The 20,271-nt window shown below is 60.6% G+C and carries 18 protein-coding genes; 12 read left to right on the plus strand and 6 right to left on the minus strand.

Going from position 1 to position 20,271, the window contains the following annotated elements; genetic code table 11:
- Positions 1 to 161: 161 nt before the first annotated feature.
- From K5R88_RS21215 to K5R88_RS21225, 3 genes are all read left to right on the plus strand, one after another.
- Positions 162 to 1,187: a LysM peptidoglycan-binding domain-containing protein gene (locus tag K5R88_RS21215; RefSeq protein WP_226298306.1), complete on the plus strand. Its 1,026-nt coding sequence runs from the start codon at positions 162 to 164 to the stop codon at positions 1,185 to 1,187.
- Positions 1,188 to 1,267: 80 nt separating this feature from the next.
- Positions 1,268 to 2,368, plus strand: a complete 1,101-nt coding sequence (gene dprA / locus K5R88_RS21220; RefSeq protein WP_008027588.1) for a DNA-processing protein DprA — start codon at positions 1,268 to 1,270, stop codon at positions 2,366 to 2,368.
- A 54-nt stretch (positions 2,369 to 2,422) separates the two neighbouring features.
- A complete protein-coding gene (locus K5R88_RS21225) occupies positions 2,423 to 2,980 on the plus strand; it encodes an L-threonylcarbamoyladenylate synthase (RefSeq protein WP_223450112.1) in 558 nt (185 codons plus the stop codon).
- A gap of 103 nt (positions 2,981 to 3,083) precedes the next feature.
- On the opposite strand, the gene K5R88_RS21230 is transcribed toward K5R88_RS21225, so the two are convergent.
- Positions 3,084 to 4,061, minus strand: coding sequence for an NADPH:quinone reductase (locus K5R88_RS21230; RefSeq protein ID WP_207285004.1), 978 nt, complete (start codon positions 4,059 to 4,061; stop codon positions 3,084 to 3,086).
- A 180-nt stretch (positions 4,062 to 4,241) separates the two neighbouring features.
- Between K5R88_RS21230 and hemF the strand changes: the two genes are divergently transcribed.
- Together hemF and aroE are read left to right on the plus strand one after the other, a co-directional pair.
- Positions 4,242 to 5,156, plus strand: coding sequence for an oxygen-dependent coproporphyrinogen oxidase (hemF, locus tag K5R88_RS21235; protein ID WP_008027593.1), 915 nt, complete (start codon positions 4,242 to 4,244; stop codon positions 5,154 to 5,156).
- Between the two features lie 9 nt (positions 5,157 to 5,165).
- Positions 5,166 to 5,987: a shikimate dehydrogenase gene (gene aroE, locus K5R88_RS21240; RefSeq protein WP_226298307.1), complete on the plus strand. Its 822-nt coding sequence runs from the start codon at positions 5,166 to 5,168 to the stop codon at positions 5,985 to 5,987.
- A gap of 133 nt (positions 5,988 to 6,120) precedes the next feature.
- On the opposite strand, the gene K5R88_RS21245 is transcribed toward aroE, so the two are convergent.
- The 3 genes from K5R88_RS21245 to betC form a co-directional block, all read right to left on the minus strand.
- Complete coding sequence (locus tag K5R88_RS21245; protein ID WP_008044030.1) at positions 6,121 to 7,689, minus strand: SulP family inorganic anion transporter; 1,569 nt, start codon at positions 7,687 to 7,689, stop codon at positions 6,121 to 6,123.
- A gap of 192 nt (positions 7,690 to 7,881) precedes the next feature.
- Positions 7,882 to 8,802, minus strand: a complete 921-nt coding sequence (gene choX / locus K5R88_RS21250; protein ID WP_008027600.1) for a choline ABC transporter substrate-binding protein — start codon at positions 8,800 to 8,802, stop codon at positions 7,882 to 7,884.
- A 16-nt stretch (positions 8,803 to 8,818) separates the two neighbouring features.
- On the minus strand, positions 8,819 to 10,333 hold the full coding sequence (gene betC, locus K5R88_RS21255) for a choline-sulfatase (RefSeq protein WP_192228133.1): 1,515 nt from the start codon (positions 10,331 to 10,333) through the stop codon (positions 8,819 to 8,821).
- A gap of 114 nt (positions 10,334 to 10,447) precedes the next feature.
- On the opposite strand from betC, the gene K5R88_RS21260 reads away from it, so the two are divergent.
- The gene (locus tag K5R88_RS21260; RefSeq protein ID WP_008027604.1) at positions 10,448 to 11,398 is read left to right on the plus strand and encodes a choline sulfate utilization transcriptional regulator; all 951 of its coding nucleotides are present in this window, start codon (positions 10,448 to 10,450) and stop codon (positions 11,396 to 11,398) included.
- 37 nt (positions 11,399 to 11,435) lie between these two features.
- On the opposite strand, the gene K5R88_RS21265 is transcribed toward K5R88_RS21260, so the two are convergent.
- Positions 11,436 to 12,098 (minus strand): NAD(P)-dependent oxidoreductase, encoded by a 663-nt coding sequence (locus K5R88_RS21265; RefSeq protein ID WP_223450115.1) that lies wholly within the window; start codon positions 12,096 to 12,098, stop codon positions 11,436 to 11,438.
- 81 nt (positions 12,099 to 12,179) lie between these two features.
- Between K5R88_RS21265 and K5R88_RS21270 the strand changes: the two genes are divergently transcribed.
- Positions 12,180 to 12,506 carry a DOPA 4,5-dioxygenase family protein gene (locus K5R88_RS21270; RefSeq protein ID WP_008044035.1) on the plus strand — a complete coding sequence of 109 codons (327 nt, stop codon included), beginning with the start codon at positions 12,180 to 12,182 and terminating at the stop codon, positions 12,504 to 12,506.
- Here the strand turns inward: K5R88_RS21270 and K5R88_RS21275 are convergent, their stop codons facing one another.
- Entirely contained in the window at positions 12,507 to 12,908 is a 402-nt protein-coding gene (locus K5R88_RS21275) for a GFA family protein (RefSeq protein ID WP_192228130.1), read from the minus strand. It lies immediately after the preceding gene.
- 407 nt (positions 12,909 to 13,315) lie between these two features.
- Between K5R88_RS21275 and K5R88_RS21280 the strand changes: the two genes are divergently transcribed.
- From K5R88_RS21280 to K5R88_RS21300, 5 genes are all read left to right on the plus strand, one after another.
- Positions 13,316 to 14,623, plus strand: a complete 1,308-nt coding sequence (locus K5R88_RS21280; RefSeq protein WP_226298308.1) for a CitMHS family transporter — start codon at positions 13,316 to 13,318, stop codon at positions 14,621 to 14,623.
- A gap of 85 nt (positions 14,624 to 14,708) precedes the next feature.
- Entirely contained in the window at positions 14,709 to 15,476 is a 768-nt protein-coding gene (locus tag K5R88_RS21285) for a TerC family protein (RefSeq protein ID WP_192228129.1), read from the plus strand.
- Between the two features lie 313 nt (positions 15,477 to 15,789).
- Positions 15,790 to 17,448 carry a Na/Pi cotransporter family protein gene (locus tag K5R88_RS21290; RefSeq protein ID WP_192417825.1) on the plus strand — a complete coding sequence of 553 codons (1,659 nt, stop codon included), beginning with the start codon at positions 15,790 to 15,792 and terminating at the stop codon, positions 17,446 to 17,448.
- Positions 17,449 to 17,629: 181 nt separating this feature from the next.
- Positions 17,630 to 19,006 (plus strand): M16 family metallopeptidase, encoded by a 1,377-nt coding sequence (locus K5R88_RS21295; RefSeq protein ID WP_226298309.1) that lies wholly within the window; start codon positions 17,630 to 17,632, stop codon positions 19,004 to 19,006.
- Between the two features lie 207 nt (positions 19,007 to 19,213).
- On the plus strand, positions 19,214 to 20,242 hold the full coding sequence (locus tag K5R88_RS21300) for a DUF5924 family protein (protein ID WP_192228126.1): 1,029 nt from the start codon (positions 19,214 to 19,216) through the stop codon (positions 20,240 to 20,242).
- Positions 20,243 to 20,271: the final 29 nt, after the last annotated feature.

Genomic DNA, 20,271 nt, shown 5'->3' on the forward strand with positions numbered 1-20,271 from the left:
GCTGCACGTGTGAGGTAAAGTCGGGTCGATGGCCTGGCAGGTCCGAAGATGCAGGCTACCGTTGTGAAGCGTAGCTCCTTTTCTTTTAGGTAAAGAGTCGGGAGCGAGCCACGAGGGCTCTGGCGTTTCACGCGAACGCACATAATAAAGGGATTCACCGCATGAGGAAATCACTACTCGCCTTGCTCCTTCTGGCCTCGGCCGGTTTGGCGCATGGGCAAGTGCAACTCAAGGAAGGTTTTCCACAGCAATACACAGTGGCGGCGGGTGACACACTCTGGGACATCTCCGGGAAATTCCTCCGTGAGCCGTGGAAGTGGCCCGAGCTCTGGCAGGCCAATCCGCAGATCCAGAACCCCAATCTGATCTACCCCGGCGATTTGCTGTCGCTGGTCTACGTTGACGGGCAGCCGCGCCTGACCCTCAATCGCGGGGCTTCCCGGGGCACCATCAAGCTCTCGCCACGGGTGCACAGTTCGCCGGTGGCCGACGCCATCCCGAGCATTCCGTTGCAGTCGATCAACAGTTTTCTGCTGAGCAACCGCATCGTCGACAAGGTCGAGGACTTCGACAAGGCGCCTTACATCGTCGCCGGCGATGCCGAACGGGTGCTCAGCGGCACCGGCGACCGGATTTTCGCCCGCGGCCATTTCGATCCGAACCAGCCGGCCTACGGCATCTTCCGCCAAGGCAAGGTTTATACCGACCCCGAGAGCAAGGAGTTCCTGGGGATCAATGCCGACGACATCGGCGGCGGTGAAATTGTCGCTACCGAAGGTGATGTCGCGACGCTTGCACTGCAACGCACCACTCAGGAAGTGCGCCTCGGCGATCGCTTGTTCAGCGGCGAGGAACGATCGATCAACTCGACCTTCATGCTCAGTGCGCCAAAAAAACCGATCAACGGCCTGATCATCGACGTACCGCGCGGGGTTACCCAGATCGGCGCGATGGATGTCGTGACGCTGAACCGGGGCCAACGCGACGGTCTCGCCGAAGGCAACGTGTTGGTGGTGATGAAAACCGGCGAAACCGTGCGTGACCGGGTCTCCGGCCAGCCTCTGAAAATTCCCGATGAACGCGCCGGTTTGCTGATGGTGTTCCGCACCTACGACAAACTCAGTTACGGATTGGTGCTCACCGCATCGCGCTCCTTGGCGGTGATGGACAAGGTGCGAAATCCGTAAGCAGGCTCCACAAGTTACCAACAGAGTTATCCACAGCTTATTCCCGTTTGAACGGGGCTCATAACGATCAAGGATGATCCATGTCGCTGCCTGCTGTTACACCGGTTTCCCCTGCGGAACTGGAAGCCCGTTTACGTCTGCATCGTTTGCCGGAGCTCGGTCCTGCGCGTTTCAGGAAGCTGCTCGAAGCCTTCGGCTCGGCGTCCAAAGCCATCAGCGCGCCGGCCAGTGCCTGGCGTTCGCTGGGCTTGCCGTTTGCTTGCGCCGAGGCTCGCCGGGCCGATGATGTCCGGGACGGCGCCAGCCACGCATTGGCCTGGCTAGACCGTCCCGGCCAGCATTTACTGATGTGGGACCAGCCTGACTACCCGGCATTGCTGGCGGAAATCAGCGACGCGCCGCCACTGCTATTCGTCGCGGGCGATCCGGGCATACTGGAAAAACCGCAATTGGCGATGGTCGGCAGTCGTCGCGCTTCCCGTCCGGGGATGGACACGGCCGCCGCGTTTTCGCGCAGTCTGGCTGGCGCCGGTTTTGTCATCACCAGCGGTCTGGCGCTGGGGATCGATGCCGCCGCACATCAAGCCGCTCTGGACGTGGGCGGGCAAACGGTCGGCGTACTTGGCACGGGACTTGAAAAGTTTTATCCACAGCGCAACCGCAGGCTTGCCGATGCCATGATTGCGTCGGGCAGCGCGGTGCTTTCAGAGTTCCCACTGGACGCCGGGCCTACGGCCAGCAACTTCCCGCGACGCAATCGAATCATCAGTGGTTTGTCCCTCGGCGTGCTGGTGGTCGAGGCCAGTGTCGCCAGCGGTTCCTTGATCACCGCGAGGCTGGCGGCGGAACAAGGTCGTGAGGTGTATGCGATTCCGGGATCGATCCATCATCCCGGCGCCAAGGGGTGTCATCAGCTGATTCGCGACGGTGCGATGCTGGTGGAAACCATCGAACATATCCTCGAAGCGTTGCGCGGCTGGCAGCAGTTGCCGTTAGCCATGCAGGCTCCGTCGGTGGCACATCCGCTGTTGATGCTGCTGCACGCGGCGCCGCACACCAGTGAAGCGTTGTCCGTCTCCAGCGGCTGGGCGCTGCCCAAAGTGCTGGCGGCGCTGACGGAACTGGAAATGGACGGCCGGGCGGTCTGCGAAAGCGGGCGCTGGTTTGCGCGGGTGAGCTAGGTTTTATAAGGAACATCGGTAAACTGCGCAGAGCCTTATTCCGGAGAGTTTTTCATGGTCAACAGTTGGCGTGTGCAACAAGCCGCGCAAGCCATTCGCGCAGGGGCGGTGATTGCCTATCCAACCGAGGCGGTCTGGGGCCTGGGTTGCGACCCGTGGGATGAAGAAGCGGTCGAACGTCTGCTGATGCTCAAGGGCCGGTCGGTGGACAAGGGCCTGATTCTGATCGCCGACAACATCCGCCAGTTCGACTTCCTGTTCGAAGACTTCCCAGAGCTGTGGATGGACCGCATGGCCAGCACCTGGCCGGGGCCGAATACCTGGCTGGTGCCGCATCGGAATCAGTTGCCGCAGTGGATTACCGGCGTGCACGAAACGGTGGCGTTGCGGGTCAGCGATCACCCGTTGGTGCGGGATTTGTGCGCATTGGTCGGGCCGTTGGTGTCGACCTCGGCCAACCCGCAGGGCCGGCCGGCGGCGCGGACGCGGATTCGCGTGGAGCAGTATTTCAGCGGGCAGCTTGATTTGATTCTTGGCGGCAACCTCGGTGGGCGCAAGAATCCGAGCGTGATTCGCGATCTGGCGACCGGGAACGTCATTCGCCCGGGTTGAGACCGCGTCATCGTTCTTCGCGGGCAAGCCTCGCTCCTACAGGGATCGCATACAAACTGTAGGAGCGAGCGGGCGGCGATCCGACTTGCCCGCGAAGAGGCCCTCAAGGCAAAAGAACAGTCGAACCTGTCGTCCGCCGCGCCGACAACTCGGTCTGCGCCTTCGCCGCGTCAGCCAGTGAATACTTCTGGCTGATCTCCACCTTCAGCTTCCCGCTGATGATCATCTCAAACAACTCATCCGCCATCCGCTGCAGGTTTTCAGCGTTGTTGGCATAAGTCGCCAGTGTCGGCCGGGTCACGTACAGCGATCCCTTCGCCGACAGAATCCCCAGGTTGACCCCATCCACCGCGCCCGAAGCGTTGCCAAAACTCACCACCAGGCCCCGAGGCGCTGTGCTATCCAGCGAAGTCAGCCAGGTGTCTTTGCCGACACCGTCGTACACCACCGGGACTTTTTTGCCGTCGGTCAATTCCAGTACGCGTTGAGCGACGTTTTCGTGGCTGTAGTCGATGGTCGCCCACGCACCGTTGGCCATTGCCAACGCGGCTTTCTCCGGCGAGCTGACCGTGCCGATCAACTTCACGCCCAGCGCCTTGGCCCATTGGCAGGCCAGCGAACCGACACCCCCGGCAGCGGCGTGAAACAGAATGGTTTCGCCACCCTTGAGTTCATAGGTCTGACGCAACAGGTACTGCACGGTGAGGCCCTTGAGCATCACCCCGGCGGCCTGTTCGAAGCTGATCGCGTCCGGCAGGTGCACCAGATTGGCTTCCGGCAATACGTGAACCTCGCTGTAGGCGCCCAATGGGCCGCTGCCGTACGCCACGCGATCACCGACCTTGAAGCGGGTGACTTCGCTGCCCACCGCCTCGACCACGCCCGCACCTTCCGAACCCACGCCCGACGGCAAGGCCGGCGGCGCATAGAGGCCGCTGCGGAAATAGGTGTCGATGAAGTTCAGGCCGATGGCCTTGTTGGTCACGCGCACTTGCTGCGGGCCGGGCTCGGCCGGTTGGTAATCCACATACTCGAGCACTTCGGGGCCGCCATGGGCGCGGAACTGGATACGCTTTGCCATCAGAACTCTCCTTAGGTCTTCAGCTACTAGAGGTGTAGTGCCAAGCGCCCTATCGAACTCCCAAGCTTGATCCCCGTCAACTGTGGCGAGTCCATCTGCAATGTTATGCTACGCGCCCATTTGCGCCGGCCCCCGCTCCCATGGAGCGCCGCGTAGTTTTGCCCGATTCAAGGTGAAGACATGACGACCCGCACCGAGGCCGTAAAAGCCTACCTGCTCGACCTGCAAGACCGCATTTGCGCTGCCCTGGAAGCCGAAGACGGCGGCACGCAATTCGTCGAAGACGCCTGGACCCGGCCTGCCGGCGGTGGCGGTCGCACCCGCGTGATCGAGAACGGCGCGGTCATCGAAAAGGGCGGCGTCAACTTTTCCCACGTGTTTGGCAGCGGTCTCCCACCGTCCGCCAGCGCCCATCGACCTGAACTGGCCGGCCGTGGCTTTGAAGCCCTGGGCGTGTCGCTGGTGATTCACCCGCACAATCCGCATGTGCCGACTTCCCACGCCAACGTGCGCTTTTTCATCGCCGAAAAAGAAGGCGAAGAACCGGTCTGGTGGTTCGGCGGTGGCTTCGACCTGACCCCTTATTACGGCAACATCGATGACTGCGTGCACTGGCACCGCGTCGCCGAGCAGGCCTGCGCGCCGTTCGGTCCGGACGTCTATTCGCGCTACAAAGCCTGGTGCGACAGCTATTTCCACATCAAGCATCGCCACGAACCGCGCGGCATCGGCGGCCTGTTCTTCGATGATTTGAACGAGTGGGATTTCGACACCAGCTTCGCTTTCATGCGTGCCATCGGTGACGCTTACATCGACGCCTACCTGCCGATCGTGCAGCGCCGCAAAAATGATGCGTTCACTGCAAAACAGCGCGAGTTTCAGGAATTTCGCCGTGGCCGATACGTCGAGTTCAACCTGGTTTACGACCGTGGCACGCTGTTCGGCCTGCAATCGGGTGGGCGTACCGAGTCGATCCTCATGTCGTTGCCGCCGCAAGTTCGCTGGAGTTATGACTGGAAAGCCGAGCCCGGCAGCGAAGAAGCACGCCTGACCGAGTACTTCCTGCAAGACCGCGACTGGCTGGCCCAGGCCTGAGGATTTCTGATGGATCGTTACGTCGTTTTCGGTAACCCGATCGGCCACAGCAAGTCGCCGTTGATCCATCGTCTTTTCGCCGAGCAGACCGCTCAGCAACTGGACTACAGCACTTCGCTGGCACCGCTCGACGATTTTTCCGACTTTGCCCGGGAGTTTTTCCTGGAAGGTTGCGGGGCGAACGTGACGGTGCCGTTCAAGGAAGAGGCGTTCCGTCTGGCCGACAGTTTGACGGCGCGAGCGCAGCGGGCTGGCGCGGTGAACACCCTGAGCAAGCTCGCCGATGGCACGCTGCTGGGCGACAACACCGATGGTGCCGGGCTGGTGCGGGACCTGACGGTCAACGCCGGTTTCAGCCTCAAGGGCAAACGCATCCTGCTGCTCGGCGCCGGCGGCGCAGTGCGCGGTGCGCTGGAGCCACTGCTGGCCGAGCAACCCGCCTCGGTGATCATCGCCAACCGCACGGTGGAAAAAGCCGAGCTGCTGGCTGAGTTGTTTGCGGATCTGGGGCCGGTGTCGGCCAGTGGTTTCGACTGGTTGCGGGAATCGGTGGACCTGATCATCAACGCGACATCGGCCAGTTTGTCGGGCGATGTACCGCCGATTGCGGGCAGTCTGATCGAGCCGGGCAAGACCGTTTGCTACGACATGATGTACGGCAAGGAACCGACCTCGTTCTGCCGTTGGGCTACGGCGCATGGCGCTGCCGTGTCGATGGATGGTTTGGGGATGCTCGCCGAACAAGCGGCAGAAGCCTTCTTGCTGTGGCGCGGCGTACGCCCGGACACCGCGCCGGTGCTGGCCGAACTGCGCCGCCAATTGGCCTTGTAGGAGCCGGCTTGCTGGCGATGGGCGCGCCGCGGTGTATCAGGCAAACCGCGTTATCGTTGAATCGCCAGCAAGCCGGCTCCTACAGTCGGTTGGTATGCCGTGATCGCGGTCATTGTCCGGAGATGGGTGTGTTTCAATCTTCGAAATGAATCGGGCATTTCTCCGCGCCTTCGAGCTTTCGCAACTCCTCCACCACCGGCGGTCTCGCCCCGCGCAAGGTCAGGCTACGGTCCTGCTTGCGTAGTCGCCGCGCTTCCTGGTGCAGCATTTCCACCCCCGAATAGTCGATGAAGTTGATCTGCTGCGCCTCGATCACCACCCGCGCCCCGTGCATGCGTTGCAGGCGCACTTGCAGGTAATGGCTGGCGCCGAAAAAGATCGAACCGCCGACCCGCAGAATGTCTTCATCGCCATCGCGCCAATGCTGCACCCGTGGTTGCGAGGTGCGCTTGAGGTAGAAAAACAACGACGCGAGCACGCCGGCATAGATCGCTGTCTGCAATTCCAGCAACAGCGTGGCGACACAGGTCAGCGCCATCACCATGAACTCGGCGCGGCTGACCCGCAGCAACGCACGAATGCCGCGATGATCGACCAACCCCCAGGCGATCAGCAGGATGCTGCCAGCCATGGCCGGGATCGGAATATGCGCAATCAGGTTGGCGCCGAAGATCGCAAACAGCGCCACCCACAACGCGGAAAACACCCCCGCCATTGGCGAACAGGCACCCGCTTCGTAGCTGAGGCCGGAACGGGTGAAGGAACCGGCAGACAGCGAACCGGAAAAAAACGCACCGACCATGTTCGATAAACCCTGCGCGCGGACCTCCTGATTGGCATCGAGCAATTGCTGCGAGCGTGCCGACAAGGAACGGGCAATCGACAGGCTCGTCACCAGCCCGAGCATCCCCACCGCTACTGCGCTGGGCAGCAATCGCAAAATCATGTCCAGATCCAGTGGCAACGGGCTGAAGGGCGGCAGCCGCCCGACAAACGCGCTCACCAGGTTCACGTGGCCGAACATCGATGGCCACAGCCAAACCAGCAGCCCGGCGAGGATCAGGGTGATCAGCAGCGTCGGCCAGCGAGGCAGCAACCCTTTCAGGATTATGCCGACGACGACTGTTGCCAGCCCCAGCACGAGCGAGGGTTTATCCACCGCATCGAGGTGCTGCAGCAGCATCAAAAAGCTGTCCAGTGCGGTGGCCTGGCTGGGCAAGTCCAGCCCCAGCAGGTTGGGCATTTGACCGATGGCAATCACCACGGCGGCGCCGAGGGTGAAGCCCAATACCACCGAGTGCGAGACAAAATTCACCAGCGCGCCGAACCGCAGCAAACCCAGTAGCCACTGGAAAATGCCGGCGAGCAGCGTCAGAAGCAGGATCAGCGTGATGTAGTCCTTGGACGCAGGGACGGCCAGAGGACTGACACTGGCGAACAGGACGATGGAGATCGCTGCCGTAGGCCCACAGATCAAATGCCACGATGAACCCCAGAGGCAGGCGATCAGCACCGGGATGATGGCGGCGTATAAGCCGTATTCCGGTGGGAGACCGGCGATCAGCGCGTAGGCAATGGATTGCGGCAACGCGAGAATGGCGCCGCTGAGACCGACGATCAGGTCACGGCCGACGCTGGCGCGGGTCTGCCGGGGCAACCACGTGAGGAAGGGGAAGAGTGAATGGCGGCTGGGGAAGGCCATGGGTCCTCTCGGTTGAAAATTTTGCGCAAGGGTATCAGGAGACGACGATCCTTCCCTTTGTAGGAGCGAGCGATGCGGCGATCCGACTTGCCCGCGAAGAACGTAACGCGGTTCTTTAGAAAAACCGCGTTATCGTTCTTCGCGGGCAAGTCGGATCGCCGCATCGCTCGCTCCTACAGAGGATAGGATCACTTACAACTTGGCTTTTACCGCCGGCAACGCATCCTTGCCGTCCGCGGTCTTCACGCCTTCCAGCCATTTATCCAGCACCGCCGGATTGGCCTTGATCCACGCCTTGGCCGCATCCGCATTGCTGACCTTCTTGTTCACCACATCCGCCATGATGCTGTTTTCCATCTCCTGGGTGAAACTCAGGTTGGTCAGCAACTTGCCCACATTCGGGCAGGCCTCGGCGTAACCCTTGCGGGTCAGGGTATGGACGCTGCCGGTGTCGCCGAAGTATTTCTCGCCGCCCTTCAGATAATGCATTTTCAGCTGCACGTTCATCGGGTGCGGCGTCCAGCCGAGGAAGGTCACGAATTTCTGTTTCTTCACCGCACGAGACACTTCGGCCAGCATCGCCTGTTCGCTGGACTCGACCAGTTTCCACTGGCCCATGTCGAAGTCGTTCTTCTTGATGATTTCTTGCAGCGAGATGTTCGCCGGCGCGCCGGAGCCGATGCCGTAGATCTTCTTGTCGAACTTGTCGGCGAACTTGTTCAGGTCGGCGAAGCTATGCACACCCGCGTCCCACACGTAATCCGGCACCGCCAGGGTGAACTCGGTGCCATCGAGGTTCTTCGCCAGTTGTGTGACGTCGCCGGTGGCGACGAACTTGTCATAGAAACCCTGCTGCGCCGGCATCCAGTTGCCGAGAAACACGTCGACCTGGCCATCCTTCAACCCGCCAAAGGTAATCGGCACCGCGAGGGTGTCGACTTTGGGCTTGTAGCCCATGCCGTCCAGCAGAAACCCGGTGATGGCGTTGGTTGCGGCGATGTCGCTCCAGCCAGGGTCGGCCATTTTCACCGTCTCGCAGCTCTGATCGGCATACGCCGACGCACTGCCCAGAGCCAGCAGTCCGACCGTCAGTACTGTGGATAACTTTTGCATGGACTTCCCCTTAACATTATTGGTTTTGGCAGGGTTGTGGATAACGTGCTTTACGCTCCAGATCGTCGAGGTCGATGTGGTTGCGCATGTACTGCTGACTGGCGTCCACCAGTGGCTGGTGATCCCAGCTCTTCAGCTTGCCGATGGTCAGCGCTTCGGCGACGAAACGCCGACGACGCTGGCTCGCGAGCACCTGTTGGTGTATCGCCGGGATGTTCCATTTGGCCCGTGCTTCGGCAAGAAATTCCTCGAACAGGAGCCGATGTTGCGGCGACTGGCTGAGTTCTTCCTGCTCACGCGGGTCGTTGTGTACGTCGAAGAGCAGGCACGGATCGTCTTCGCTGTAGATGAATTTATAGGCACCGCGGCGAATCATCATCAGCGGACTGATGGTGCCTTCGGCCATGTATTCGCCGAAGACCTCGTCGTGACCGCCCTGCCCTTGCAGGTGCGGAACCAGCGACCGGCCATCCAGCGGCAAGCCCGGTTCCAGAGCGCCACCGGCCAACTCGACAAACGTCGGCAGCAGGTCGGCGGTGGAAACCGCTGCGCTGACCCGTCCGGCGCCAAACTGGCCGGGTGAACTGATCAACATGGGCACGCGCGCGGCCATTTCGTACCAGTGCATTTTGTACCAGAGGCCACGCTCGCCGAGCATGTCGCCGTGGTCGCCGGAGAACACGATGATCGTGTCGTTGATCAGCCCGGTATCTTCGAGCGTTTGCAGAAGTTTGCCGACGTTACTGTCGATATAGCTGCAAGCACCGAAATAAGCCCGGCGTGCATCGCGGATCTTATCCACAGGCAGCGGCTTGTCCCACAGGTCGTAGACCTTGAGCAAACGCTGGGCGTGCGGATCGAGCTCGGTTTGTGCCGGGGTTTCGGGCAATGGGATGTCGGCGTCGTCGTACAGATCCCAGAAAGCCTTGGGAATGGTGTACGGGTCGTGTGGGTGAGTCATCGACACGGTCAGGCAGAACGGCTGGTCGCCATCCTCACGAATGTGGTCGAACAGATATTGCTGGGCCTTGAACACCACCTCTTCATCGAAATCCAGTTGGTTGGTGCGCACGCAAGGCCCGGCCTGCAGCACCGACGACATGTTGTGATACCAGGTCGGACGCACGTCCGGTTCGTCCCAGTTCACTGCCCAACCGTAGTCGGCCGGGTAAATGTCGCTGGTCAGGCGTTCTTCGTAACCGTGCAGTTGGTCCGGGCCGCAAAAGTGCATTTTCCCGGACAACGCGGTGCGATAACCGAGGCGCCGCAGGTAGTGGGCGTAGGTGGGCACGTCGGCAGGGAAATCGGCCGCGTTATCGTAGGCGCCGATCTTGCTCGGTAACTGACCGCTGACCAAGGTAAAACGCGACGGCGCGCAGAGTGGGCTGTTGCAATAAGCGGCGTCGAACACCACGCCTTCGGCGGCGAGGCGGCTGAGATTGGGCAATTTGATCGGCGAAGGGCCGTAGAACGGCAACATTGGCGCGGCCATCTGATCGGCCATGATGAAAAGAATATTCTTGCGCTTCATGTGATCGCGGCATTCCATAGTGAATATTTATGCGAGAGTGCTGCAATCGAGCATGGAGTCCATGTGATTTGTGGTAAAGCCCATGCCAGGCAATGACTAGGATAAGCACAGCTTATGTATGACGCCCTCGGTGATTTGTCTCTGGATCTGCTCCGCGCCTTCGAAGCGGCTGCCCGCCATCACAGCTTCACCGCCGCTGCGGTAGAGCTCGGCACCACGCAACCGGCCATCAGCCAGCAGATCAAACGGCTGGAGGATCAACTCGCCACACGGCTGTTCGATCGCATTTATCGCGGGATCGAATTGACCGAGGCCGGGGCGATTCTTTTCGAGCAGGTTCAGCTCGGTTTGCAGAATATCGACGCAGGATTAAGTGCGATCAGTGCACAGCAACAGCATGAAGTGTTGCAGGTCGCCACCGATTTTGCCTTTGCCGCTTACTGGCTGATGCCCCGGTTGCACCGCTTTCACGCGGCCAATCCTCACGTGGACGTTAGCCTGGTCACCAGCGAGCGCAGCCTCAACATGCTGCGCACCGATATCGATGTCGCCGTGCTGTTTGGTGACGGGCGTTTTAAACAGGGCGAAAGCCATTGGCTGTTCAGCGAAGAAGTGTTCCCGGTGTGCAGTCCGCTGCTATTGAAGGACCGTCCCCTGCCCTTGCCGCCCCAAGGGCTGCTGGAATTTCCGCTGCTGCACCTGCGTGGCGAAAACAGCAGCAACTGGTTCGACTGGAGTGGCGTGTTCCGCGAATTGGGGATTACTTCGGCGCCAGCGCCCGGGCAGTTGCGATTCGACAATTACACGTTGTTGATTCAAGCGGCGATTGGCGGCCAGGGCGTGGCGATTGGCTGGCGGCACCTTGTGGATAACTTGCTGGCGCAAGGTTTGTTGTGTCGGCCAATTGCTGAAACGGTGATGTCCCGGCAGGGCTATTACGTGGTCCTGCCCCAACGCAAACGGCGTGGGGTGTTGATTCAACAGTTTGTGGATTGGTTGATGGCCGAGCAGGCCAGCAGTGCGCAATCGCTGAATGGCCTGCCTTTGCCTTCGATTGCGGTGTGAAAGCAAAAAGGTCGTCCGGGCGCGGCCCGAGCTTTCACTACTCTGAAGTCGCCACGAAATTCACGTGTTCGCCCACGTGAAGATTGAAGTGCATTTCATCGGCGATCCCTATCGCGACACGTTTCAAGCGATCCAGCGGTTCGGCCAGCCCCGGTTCCAGGCTGCTGCTGGCGTGGCTGAAATGCTCGATCGTCAGCCCAGGGACGCCACGCGGCGCATTCACCAGCGTCCAGTGCAACTTACTGCTTTGCAGGGATTCGCGGATTTCTTCGGCGGCGTGGCGTTGCAGTTGATCCTCGATCTCCGGATCGTCCAACACCTCGAAATCCCCCACCAGAAACAGTCGGGCAATGCCGGCAGCCTGCATGCCGGCTATCAGCGCATCGACGGCGAGCACCTGTTCGACCGGGCCCGGAACAATGGTTTTTTCAACGTGTTCGCTGTTGAACGGCAAGCCTGGTGCGTCTAATAGACAGATGACGGCCGAACAGCCCGCGACGCTTTGTTTGACGCGCTCGGCCTCAAACAGGTCGCCCGTCTTGGTGCGCAAACCCGGACGTGGCGCGAGTGCCGTCAAGTCATCGAGGATGGCGATCACTTCGTGTTGCCGCCGCAGCATCTCAGCCATCAGCGCACTGCCCAGGCTACTCATGGCACCATAAAGCACCACTTTTACCACCGGGGTTTCGGCATTTTTCATGGCTGGGCTCCGTTTCCTGGGTGTATAGCATTTGACCTGTGGGAGACGGTGAGGGTTCGACAGGGATTCAGAGGGTTTCAGATGCAACAGATCAAGGGTTACCACGCCCACGTGTATTTCGACGCCAGCACCATCGACCAGGCGCGAGCCTTGTGTGAGCGGGCGGCGCAGCTGTTCCCGCTGAAAATGGGTCGGGTGCACGAACGTCCGGTCGGCCCGCACCCGGACTGGAGTTGCCAACTGGCATTCGGGCCGGAACTCATCGGCGACGTGTTGCCGTGGCTGGCGCTCAACCGCAAGGGTTTGGTGGTGTTCCTGCACCCGGACACCGGCGACGATCTGCTCGACCACACCGAACATGCCATCTGGATGGGGGCGATCCGGCCGCTGGATCTGTCTATTTTTTGATCAGAGTGTTTCTTCGGCTTCGCCCGGCAGGTGTTCGTCCAGATGCAGCCAGGGCAGACGGCTGTCGGTCCAGATGTGCCGCTCGGCCGGAGCCTGCTCGGGATGATCGAGCGTGGCGATGGTCAGGTCGATGCTCTCGGGACTGAGGTGTGTCACCAGCGCGAGTTGCGCCCCACAGTTCGGGCAGAAATATCGTACGCAACTGGATGACGAGGCGTACTGCGCCGGTGTGCCTTTCAGCCATTCAAAGGTCGATGCGGGCACGGTGATCCAGGTGGTCACGATCCCGCCGCTGACTCGTCGGCAGATTGAGCAGTGGCAGTGGGCGATGTCTCTCAAAGGTCCGCTGAATTGATAGCGCAGTTGTCCGCAGTGGCAGCCGCCGGTGTGAAGTTCGTTCATCACATTTCCTCCTGTTGCGTATGTTCCGACGCCATCGCGAGCAGGCTCGCTCCCACAGGGGAACGCATTTCCATGTGGGAGCGAGCCTGCTCGCGATCGTGTCGACGCGGTTTAAAGCCTAGCCCCCGTCCGACGACCGGTCGCACATCCGGTCAATGCTTTCATCGGCGAAAGCTGGGTGAAAGCTTCCCCGATTAGGATCGCCCCCACTACCGGCAACAGACCGGTCGGCCAATGCCAGTGTTTTATCGCTCGCACAGCCCATTTAACAACAACAATGGTGACCCTGATGTCCTTTGATACCCGCCGCTTCGCCGCAACTCCGCCCGTACGCCTCGTGCTTCCCGTTCTGCGCTGACCCACCCGGTTCGCCCATTCCCTAGCCGCGCTACGCCTGGAGTATTCCCATGCTGACTTTCCTTGGCTTCGCCATGGTCATCACGTTCATGTTCCTGATCATGACCAAGCGCCTGTCCGCGCTGATCGCCCTGATCATCATTCCAATCGTCTTCGCTCTGTTCGGCGGTTTTGCGCCGAAGATCGGCCCGATGATGCTCGAAGGCATCACCAAGCTTGCGCCGACCGGCGTGATGCTGATGTTCGCCATCCTCTACTTCGCCCTGATGATCGACTCCGGCCTGTTCGACCCGGCCGTGCGCAAGATCCTCAAACTGGTCAAGGGCGACCCGTTGAAAGTTTCGGTCGGCACCGCCGTACTGGCGCTCGTCGTCTCCCTCGATGGTGACGGCGCGACCACTTACATGATCTGCGTGGCCGCCATGCTGCCGCTCTACAGCCGCATCGGCATGAGCCCGCGGATTATGGCTGGCCTGATCATCCTCGCCGGTGGCGTGATGAACATGACCCCATGGGGCGGTCCGACTGCCCGTGCGGCCAGTGCGTTGCATGTGGACCCGTCGGACATCTTCGTACCGATGATTCCGGCAATGGCTTTCGGTGTCCTGGTCATCCTGGCCATCGCTTACTTCTACGGCAAACGTGAACGTGCGCGTCTGGGTGAGCTTCACCTGGTGGGCGACGAAATCGACCACAGCGAAATCAGCGTTTCGCAGTTCCCGGACGCCCGTCGTCCAAAGCTGATCTGGTTCAACGGTGCCCTGACATTCGCACTGATGTGCACCCTGATCGCAGGCCTGCTGCCGTTGCCGGTGCTGTTCATGGTGGCGTTCAGTATTGCCATGATCGTTAACTACCCTTGCCTGCAACAGCAGAAGGATCGTGTTGCGGCCCACGCCGGCAGCGTGCTGGCAGTGGTCGGTTTGATCTTCGCGGCAGGCATCTTCACCGGTATCCTGTCGGGCACCGGCATGGTCGATGCGATGTCGAAGAGCCTGTTGGCGGTCATCCCGGATTTCCTCGGCCCGTACCTGGCCGTGATCACCGCGCTGGTGAGCATGCCGTTCACGTTCTTCATGTCGAACGACGCATTTTATTACGGCGTGTTACCAGTACTTGCCGAAGCGGCCAGTCATTACGGTATAACCGCGGTTGAAATGGCACGTGCCTCGATCGTCGGTCAGCCCGTCCACTTGCTGAGCCCGCTGGTACCATCGACCTATTTGTTGGTGGCCCTGGCCGGTATCGACTTCGGTGACCATCAGCGCTTTACCCTGAAATGGGCAGTGCTGGTGTGCATGTGCATACTGGTTGCAGCATTGCTGATGGGGATTTTTCCGCTGTTCAGCACTCTATAAGCCCAAGACTCACCACTGGGGGTCCAGGCTTCGTTGTTTGAAGCCTGGACCCTTTGTGGTTTAACACTCGCTCAAAGGAATACACATGGAATGGCTGACCAACCCTGAAATCTGGGTTGCCTTCTTTACCCTGACCGCCCTGGAAATCGTCCTGGGTATCGATAACATCATCATGATTTCGATCCTGGTCAGCCGCATGCCCAAGCACATGCAGGCGCGCACCCGAATCTTCGGCCTGGCGCTGGCCATGGTTACGCGGATTCTGTTGCTGCTGTCGATCACCTGGGTCATGCGCCTCACCGCAGACTTGTTCGAAGTGTTCGGCCAGGGCATTTCCGGGCGAGACCTGATCCTGTTCTTCGGTGGTCTGTTCCTGCTGTGGAAGAGCTCGCAAGAGATGTACCACGCGCTGGAAGGTGAAGACGAAACCAATGAAGAGCCGGGCGGCAAGGGCGGCAACTTCCTCTACACCATCATCCAGATCGCGATCATCGACATCGTGTTCTCGCTGGACTCGGTGATCACCGCCGTCGGCATGGTCTCCCACGTACCGGTCATGGTCGCTGCAATCGTTGTGGCTGTGCTGGTGATGATGCTGGCTTCCGGCACCATCAGCTCGTTCATCGACAAGCACCCGTCGCTGAAGATGCTGGCGCTGGCGTTCCTGTTGATCGTCGGTACCGTGCTGATTGCCGAATCCTTCGACGTGCACGTACCAAAAGGCTACGTCTACTTCGCCATGGCGTTCTCGCTGGCGGTGGAAGCGATCAACATCAAGATGCGCACCGCGATTGCGAAGAAGAAGAAACAGCAGGATCCGGTGAAACTGCGCAAGGATATTCCTGGGCAGTAACGCAAAACCTTTGTAGGAGCGAGCCTGCTCGCGATGGTCGTTAACGATAACGCGGGCTGTCTGAATGAACGCGGTGTCCTTGATACCATCGCCGGCAAGCCGGTCTCGCTCCTACATGAATCGGGGGCCTTCGGGCCCCTTTTTCACGTCTGCATCAAGCTGTTTTCATGACAGTTTTGTTTCAATCACCTCTTTAGCTATGCGATGCTGGCGCGCAGACCGTTAGCCAACTACAGCTTAAGTACACAACGTAGAAAGTCGCGCGGCACCGTCAACTTGCTCCTTTGGGGCGCTACCACCACAGGGGGCCCTTATGCTCACCCTGCTCAATTTGTTATCTGCCGTGGCCTTGCTGATCTGGGGCACGCACATCGTCCGAACCGGCATCCTGCGGGTCTACGGTTCCAACCTGCGCCATGTGATCGGCCAGAACATGTCCAAGCGCTGGCTGGCGTTCATCGCCGGCATAGTCGTGACCGCCATGGTCCAGAGCAGCAACGCCACCGCCATGCTCGTCACCTCCTTTGTCGGCCAGGGCCTGATGGCGCTGATGCCTGCGCTGGCGACCATGCTCGGCGCCGATGTCGGTACCGCGCTGATGGCACGGGTGCTGACGTTCGATTTGTCATGGCTGTCGCCGCTGCTGATTTTCCTCGGGGTGATTTTCTTCCTGTCGCGCAAACAGACGCGGCTCGGCCAGATGGGCCGGGTGGCCATCGGTCTGGGCCTGATCATTCTGGCCCTGCAACTGATCGTCGAAGCGGCGGCGCCGATCACCCAGGCGCAAGGGGTCAAGGTCATCTTCGCCTCGCTGACCGGCGACATCCTGCTCGACGCCTTGGTCGGCGCCCTGTTCGCGATGGTTTCCTACTCCAGCCTGGCCGCCGTCCTGCTGACCGCGACCTTGGCAGGCGCCAGCGTGATCAGCTTGCCGGTGGCCATCGGCCTGGTGATCGGCGCCAACATCGGCAGCGGCATTCTGGCGTTCATGAGCACCAGCATGCAGAACGCCGCGGGCCGTCAGGTGGCGCTCGGGAGCCTGCTGTACAAGCTGATTGGCCTGTTGCTGATCATTCCGGTGCTCGACCCGTTGGTGCACTGGATCGACAGCCTCGACTTCAGCCCCCAGGAAATGGTCATCGGCTTCCACCTGCTCTACAACACGGCTCGCTGCCTGATCTTGCTGCCGACGGTCGGCCTGATGGCGAGGCTTTGTGCCTGGCTTTTGCCGGAACGCCCGGAAATCAACGGCACGGCCAAACCACGGCACCTTGATCCGACGGCGCTGGTGACCCCCAGCCTGGCGCTGGCCAACGCCGTCCGGGAAACCCTGCGCATCGGCGATCTGATCGACAGCATGCTCGAAGCCATGCTCGACGTGCTGCGCGGCAAGCAAACTGCCGTCACCCAGGAAATGCGTCGCCTGACCGATGATGTGGATGCGCTCTACAACTCGATCAAGCTCTATCTGGCGCAAATGCCCCGTGAAGACCTCAGTGAGCAGGACAGTCGGCGTTGGGCGGAAATCATTGAACTGGCGATCAACCTCAAACTCGCCAGCGACCTGATCGAGCGCATGTTGCGCAAGGTGCAGCAACAGAAAACCTCGCAGCGCCGGTCTTTTTCCGAGGTCGGCCTGGACGAATTGGCGGGGCTGCACAGCCAGTTGATTTCCAATTTGCGCCTGGGGTTGTCGGTGTTCCTCAGTGCCGACAAGGAAAGTGCCCGGCAGTTGCTGCGGGAGAAGCGTCGCTTTCGTGCACAGGAACGCCGCCTGGCCCATGCTCACGTCAGCCGGTTGCAACGTAAGATTGTGCAGAGTATCGAGACCAGCTCGCTGCACCTGGAGCTGATCGCCGACATGAAGCGTCTGAATTCTCTGTTTTGCAGCAGTGCTTACGTGGTGCTGGAAACGTCTGACACCGGTGCGCTCGCTGTAGATGATTTGGCTGACATCACACATTCGCCTTGAACGTCTGGCAGTGTGGTCAGTCAGTTATATGTATTCAGCTTGATGGCCATTCGCGAGCAAGCCCGCTCCCACATTTGAAATGCATTCCTCTGTGGGAGCGGCGGTGCGACGGTTCGACTTGCTCGCGAAGAGGCCCTGACTGACGACACGGATCTCCAAATCAGCCGTATGGAAACTCGCTATGCGTTGTTTGTTGTTCGCCTGCCTGTTGCTCGGATCATTCCCTTCGTTTGCCCTGGACCGCTTCCAGGTCGAGGGTTATACGCTGCCCAACGGCCTGCAATTGCTGCTCAAGCCCGGCACCGAGCGCGGGCATGTGGCGATTCGCCTGGTGGTCGGCGTCGGCATCGATGATTTCAACTGCGCCGACAAGGAACTGCCGCACCTGCTCGAACACTTGCTGTTCAGTGGCATCGACGCCACCGGTGAAGGTGGTCTGGAAGAGCGCATGCAGGCGCTGGGTGGCGAGTGGAACGCCTACACCAGCAACGCCGACACCACGTTCGTCATCGAGGCCCCGGCGAAAAACCAGCGCAAGGTCCTCGACTTGCTGTTGGCGCTGTTGACCCAGACCCGAATCGACGACAACGCGATCAACGCTGCCAAGAAAGTGGTCGAGCGCGAAGACGGCGGCCATTACTCGCACCTGCAACGGTGGCTGGATCGTCAGGACCTGGGCCACACCGCGAGCAATCAACTGGCCGTGGAACTGGGCCTTAAATGCCCGGAGCGGGCCGAGGTCGATTACCTGACCCGCGAACAACTGGAGAAGGTACGCAAGGCCTGGTACGCGCCCAATAACATGACCCTGATCGTGGTCGGCGACCTCGACCGCTTGCTGCCGGGTTATCTGGAACGGGCCTGGGGCGAGCTTGATGCGGTTGACCCTACCGATCACCCGCCGCTGCCACAGATCAACGCCAGCGCAGCCCATGAACGCACGCTGAGCCACGGTATCGTCGGCGCGGGTGCCAAGTTGCACTGGCTGGTGCCGGAGCCCGTGCTGGCGGATCAGCACGACGAAACCTTCGACCTGCTCAAGGATTATCTGGACTGGGCGCTCTATCGTCAGATGCGCCTCGCCCATGGTCTGTCCTACGGCCCCTCCGCCGAGCGCGAAGTGTTTGGCGGCGTGGGTTTCATGAGCCTCAACGCCGACCTTGAGCGCGACGATGTGACAGCGGCGGAACAGGTGCTGGATGAGTTGAAGGCCGGGCTGCTCAAGGACGGCCTGGACGCCGCCACCTTCAACCGTCTCAAGCAGGCCGCCATCGCGCGCCAGGCCTGGGCCGTGCAAGGCAACAGCGCGTTGGCCGATTACTACTGGAGCGCGTTGAGCGACTACGAAGACGGCCGCTTCGCCGACCCGGCCAAGGAGCTCCAGGGGGTTACGCTGGAAAAAGCCAACAAGGCCATGCGCGAATTGCTCCTGCAACCGGGTTATCTGCGGATCGAGAAGCCGTTGATGAGTTATGACCAGGTGCTGTGGGCAATTGCCGGGGTGTTCGCTTTGATGTTGCTGTGCCTGTTGGCCTGGCGCATCCATCGTAAGCAATAACCAACCCCTGTAGGAGCCGGCTTGCTGGCGATGGTCGTCAACGATAACGCGTATTTTCTGAATAAACGCGGTGCCTTTGAGTCCATCGCCAGCAAGCCGGCTCCTACAGTTTTGCGTAGGCCAGCGAACGCTACTTCACCCTCGCCACACCGCCCCCCGGGCGGTACCCTGTCGGGGTTTTTTCCTACGACTACTGTGAACCGCCGAATGCCTACCCTGACCTTGTTCGTACAGCGCATCCTCGAACTGATGAAGCGCTATCCCGGGGTCATTGCGCTCGGCGGTTTCATTTCCGGGGTCGGCAGCTTCATGCTGGTGGATCGTCAGCAAGGCCTGGCGACGTGGATCACCATCATCATGGTGTTGAGCTGGATCTGGCTGATGCTGGAAAACAGCCTCACCAAGCTCTTCACCCGAATCTTCAAACGGGAAATTCCCCAGCCGTTGCTGCGTTATGCGACGCAGATGATTCACCAGGAAAGCCTGTTTTTCGTCCTGCCGTTCTTTTTCATCACCACCACCTGGAACAGCGGCCAGTTGTTCTTCACCGGGCTGCTGGGCATCGCCGCGCTGATTTCCATCACTGATCCGCTCTACTACAAGTGGCTGGCGCCCCGGCGCTGGGCGTTCCTGGCGTTGCATACGCTGACGCTGTTTGCCGCGCTGCTGACCGCCCTGCCCGTCATCCTGCACCTGACCACCTCCCAGAGTTTCAAACTGGCGCTGGGCACCGCCGTCGTGCTGTCGTTCCCGAGCCTGGCGTCGATCTTCCCTATTCGCACTGTGCGCAACGCGCTGGCAATCTTGAGCATCACCGTCGGCATCGGCGGCGTGGGTTGGGTGCTGCGCTCGTGGGTGCCGCCGGCGACGTTGTGGATGACCGATGTGGCGATCAGTACGCAAATGCAGGACCGCACGCCGGGCAAGAGTCTGGAAGAAGTCAGCGCCGAGCAGATCCGTGGCGATGGCCTGTACGCCTACACCGCGATCAATGCCCCGCGCGGTCTCGACGAGCGCATTTACCATGTGTGGCAGTTCAACGGCAAAGAGGTCGACCGCATCGCCCTGGACATCCACGGCGGGCGCAAGGAAGGCTATCGCGCCTGGACCCACAAGCAGAACTTCCCCGGTAACCCGGCGGGCAAGTGGCAGGTTCGGGTGCTGACCGAAGACGGCCAATTGATCGGGGTGTTGCGCTTCACGATCACGGACAGCACACCGACCAAAGAAAAGTAATGCGGTTCGTGCTATTACGTAGCTCTGCG

This window comes from Pseudomonas sp. MM213 (assembly GCF_020423045.1).
In the GTDB taxonomy this organism is placed as follows: Bacteria; Pseudomonadota; Gammaproteobacteria; order Pseudomonadales; family Pseudomonadaceae; genus Aquipseudomonas; species Aquipseudomonas migulae.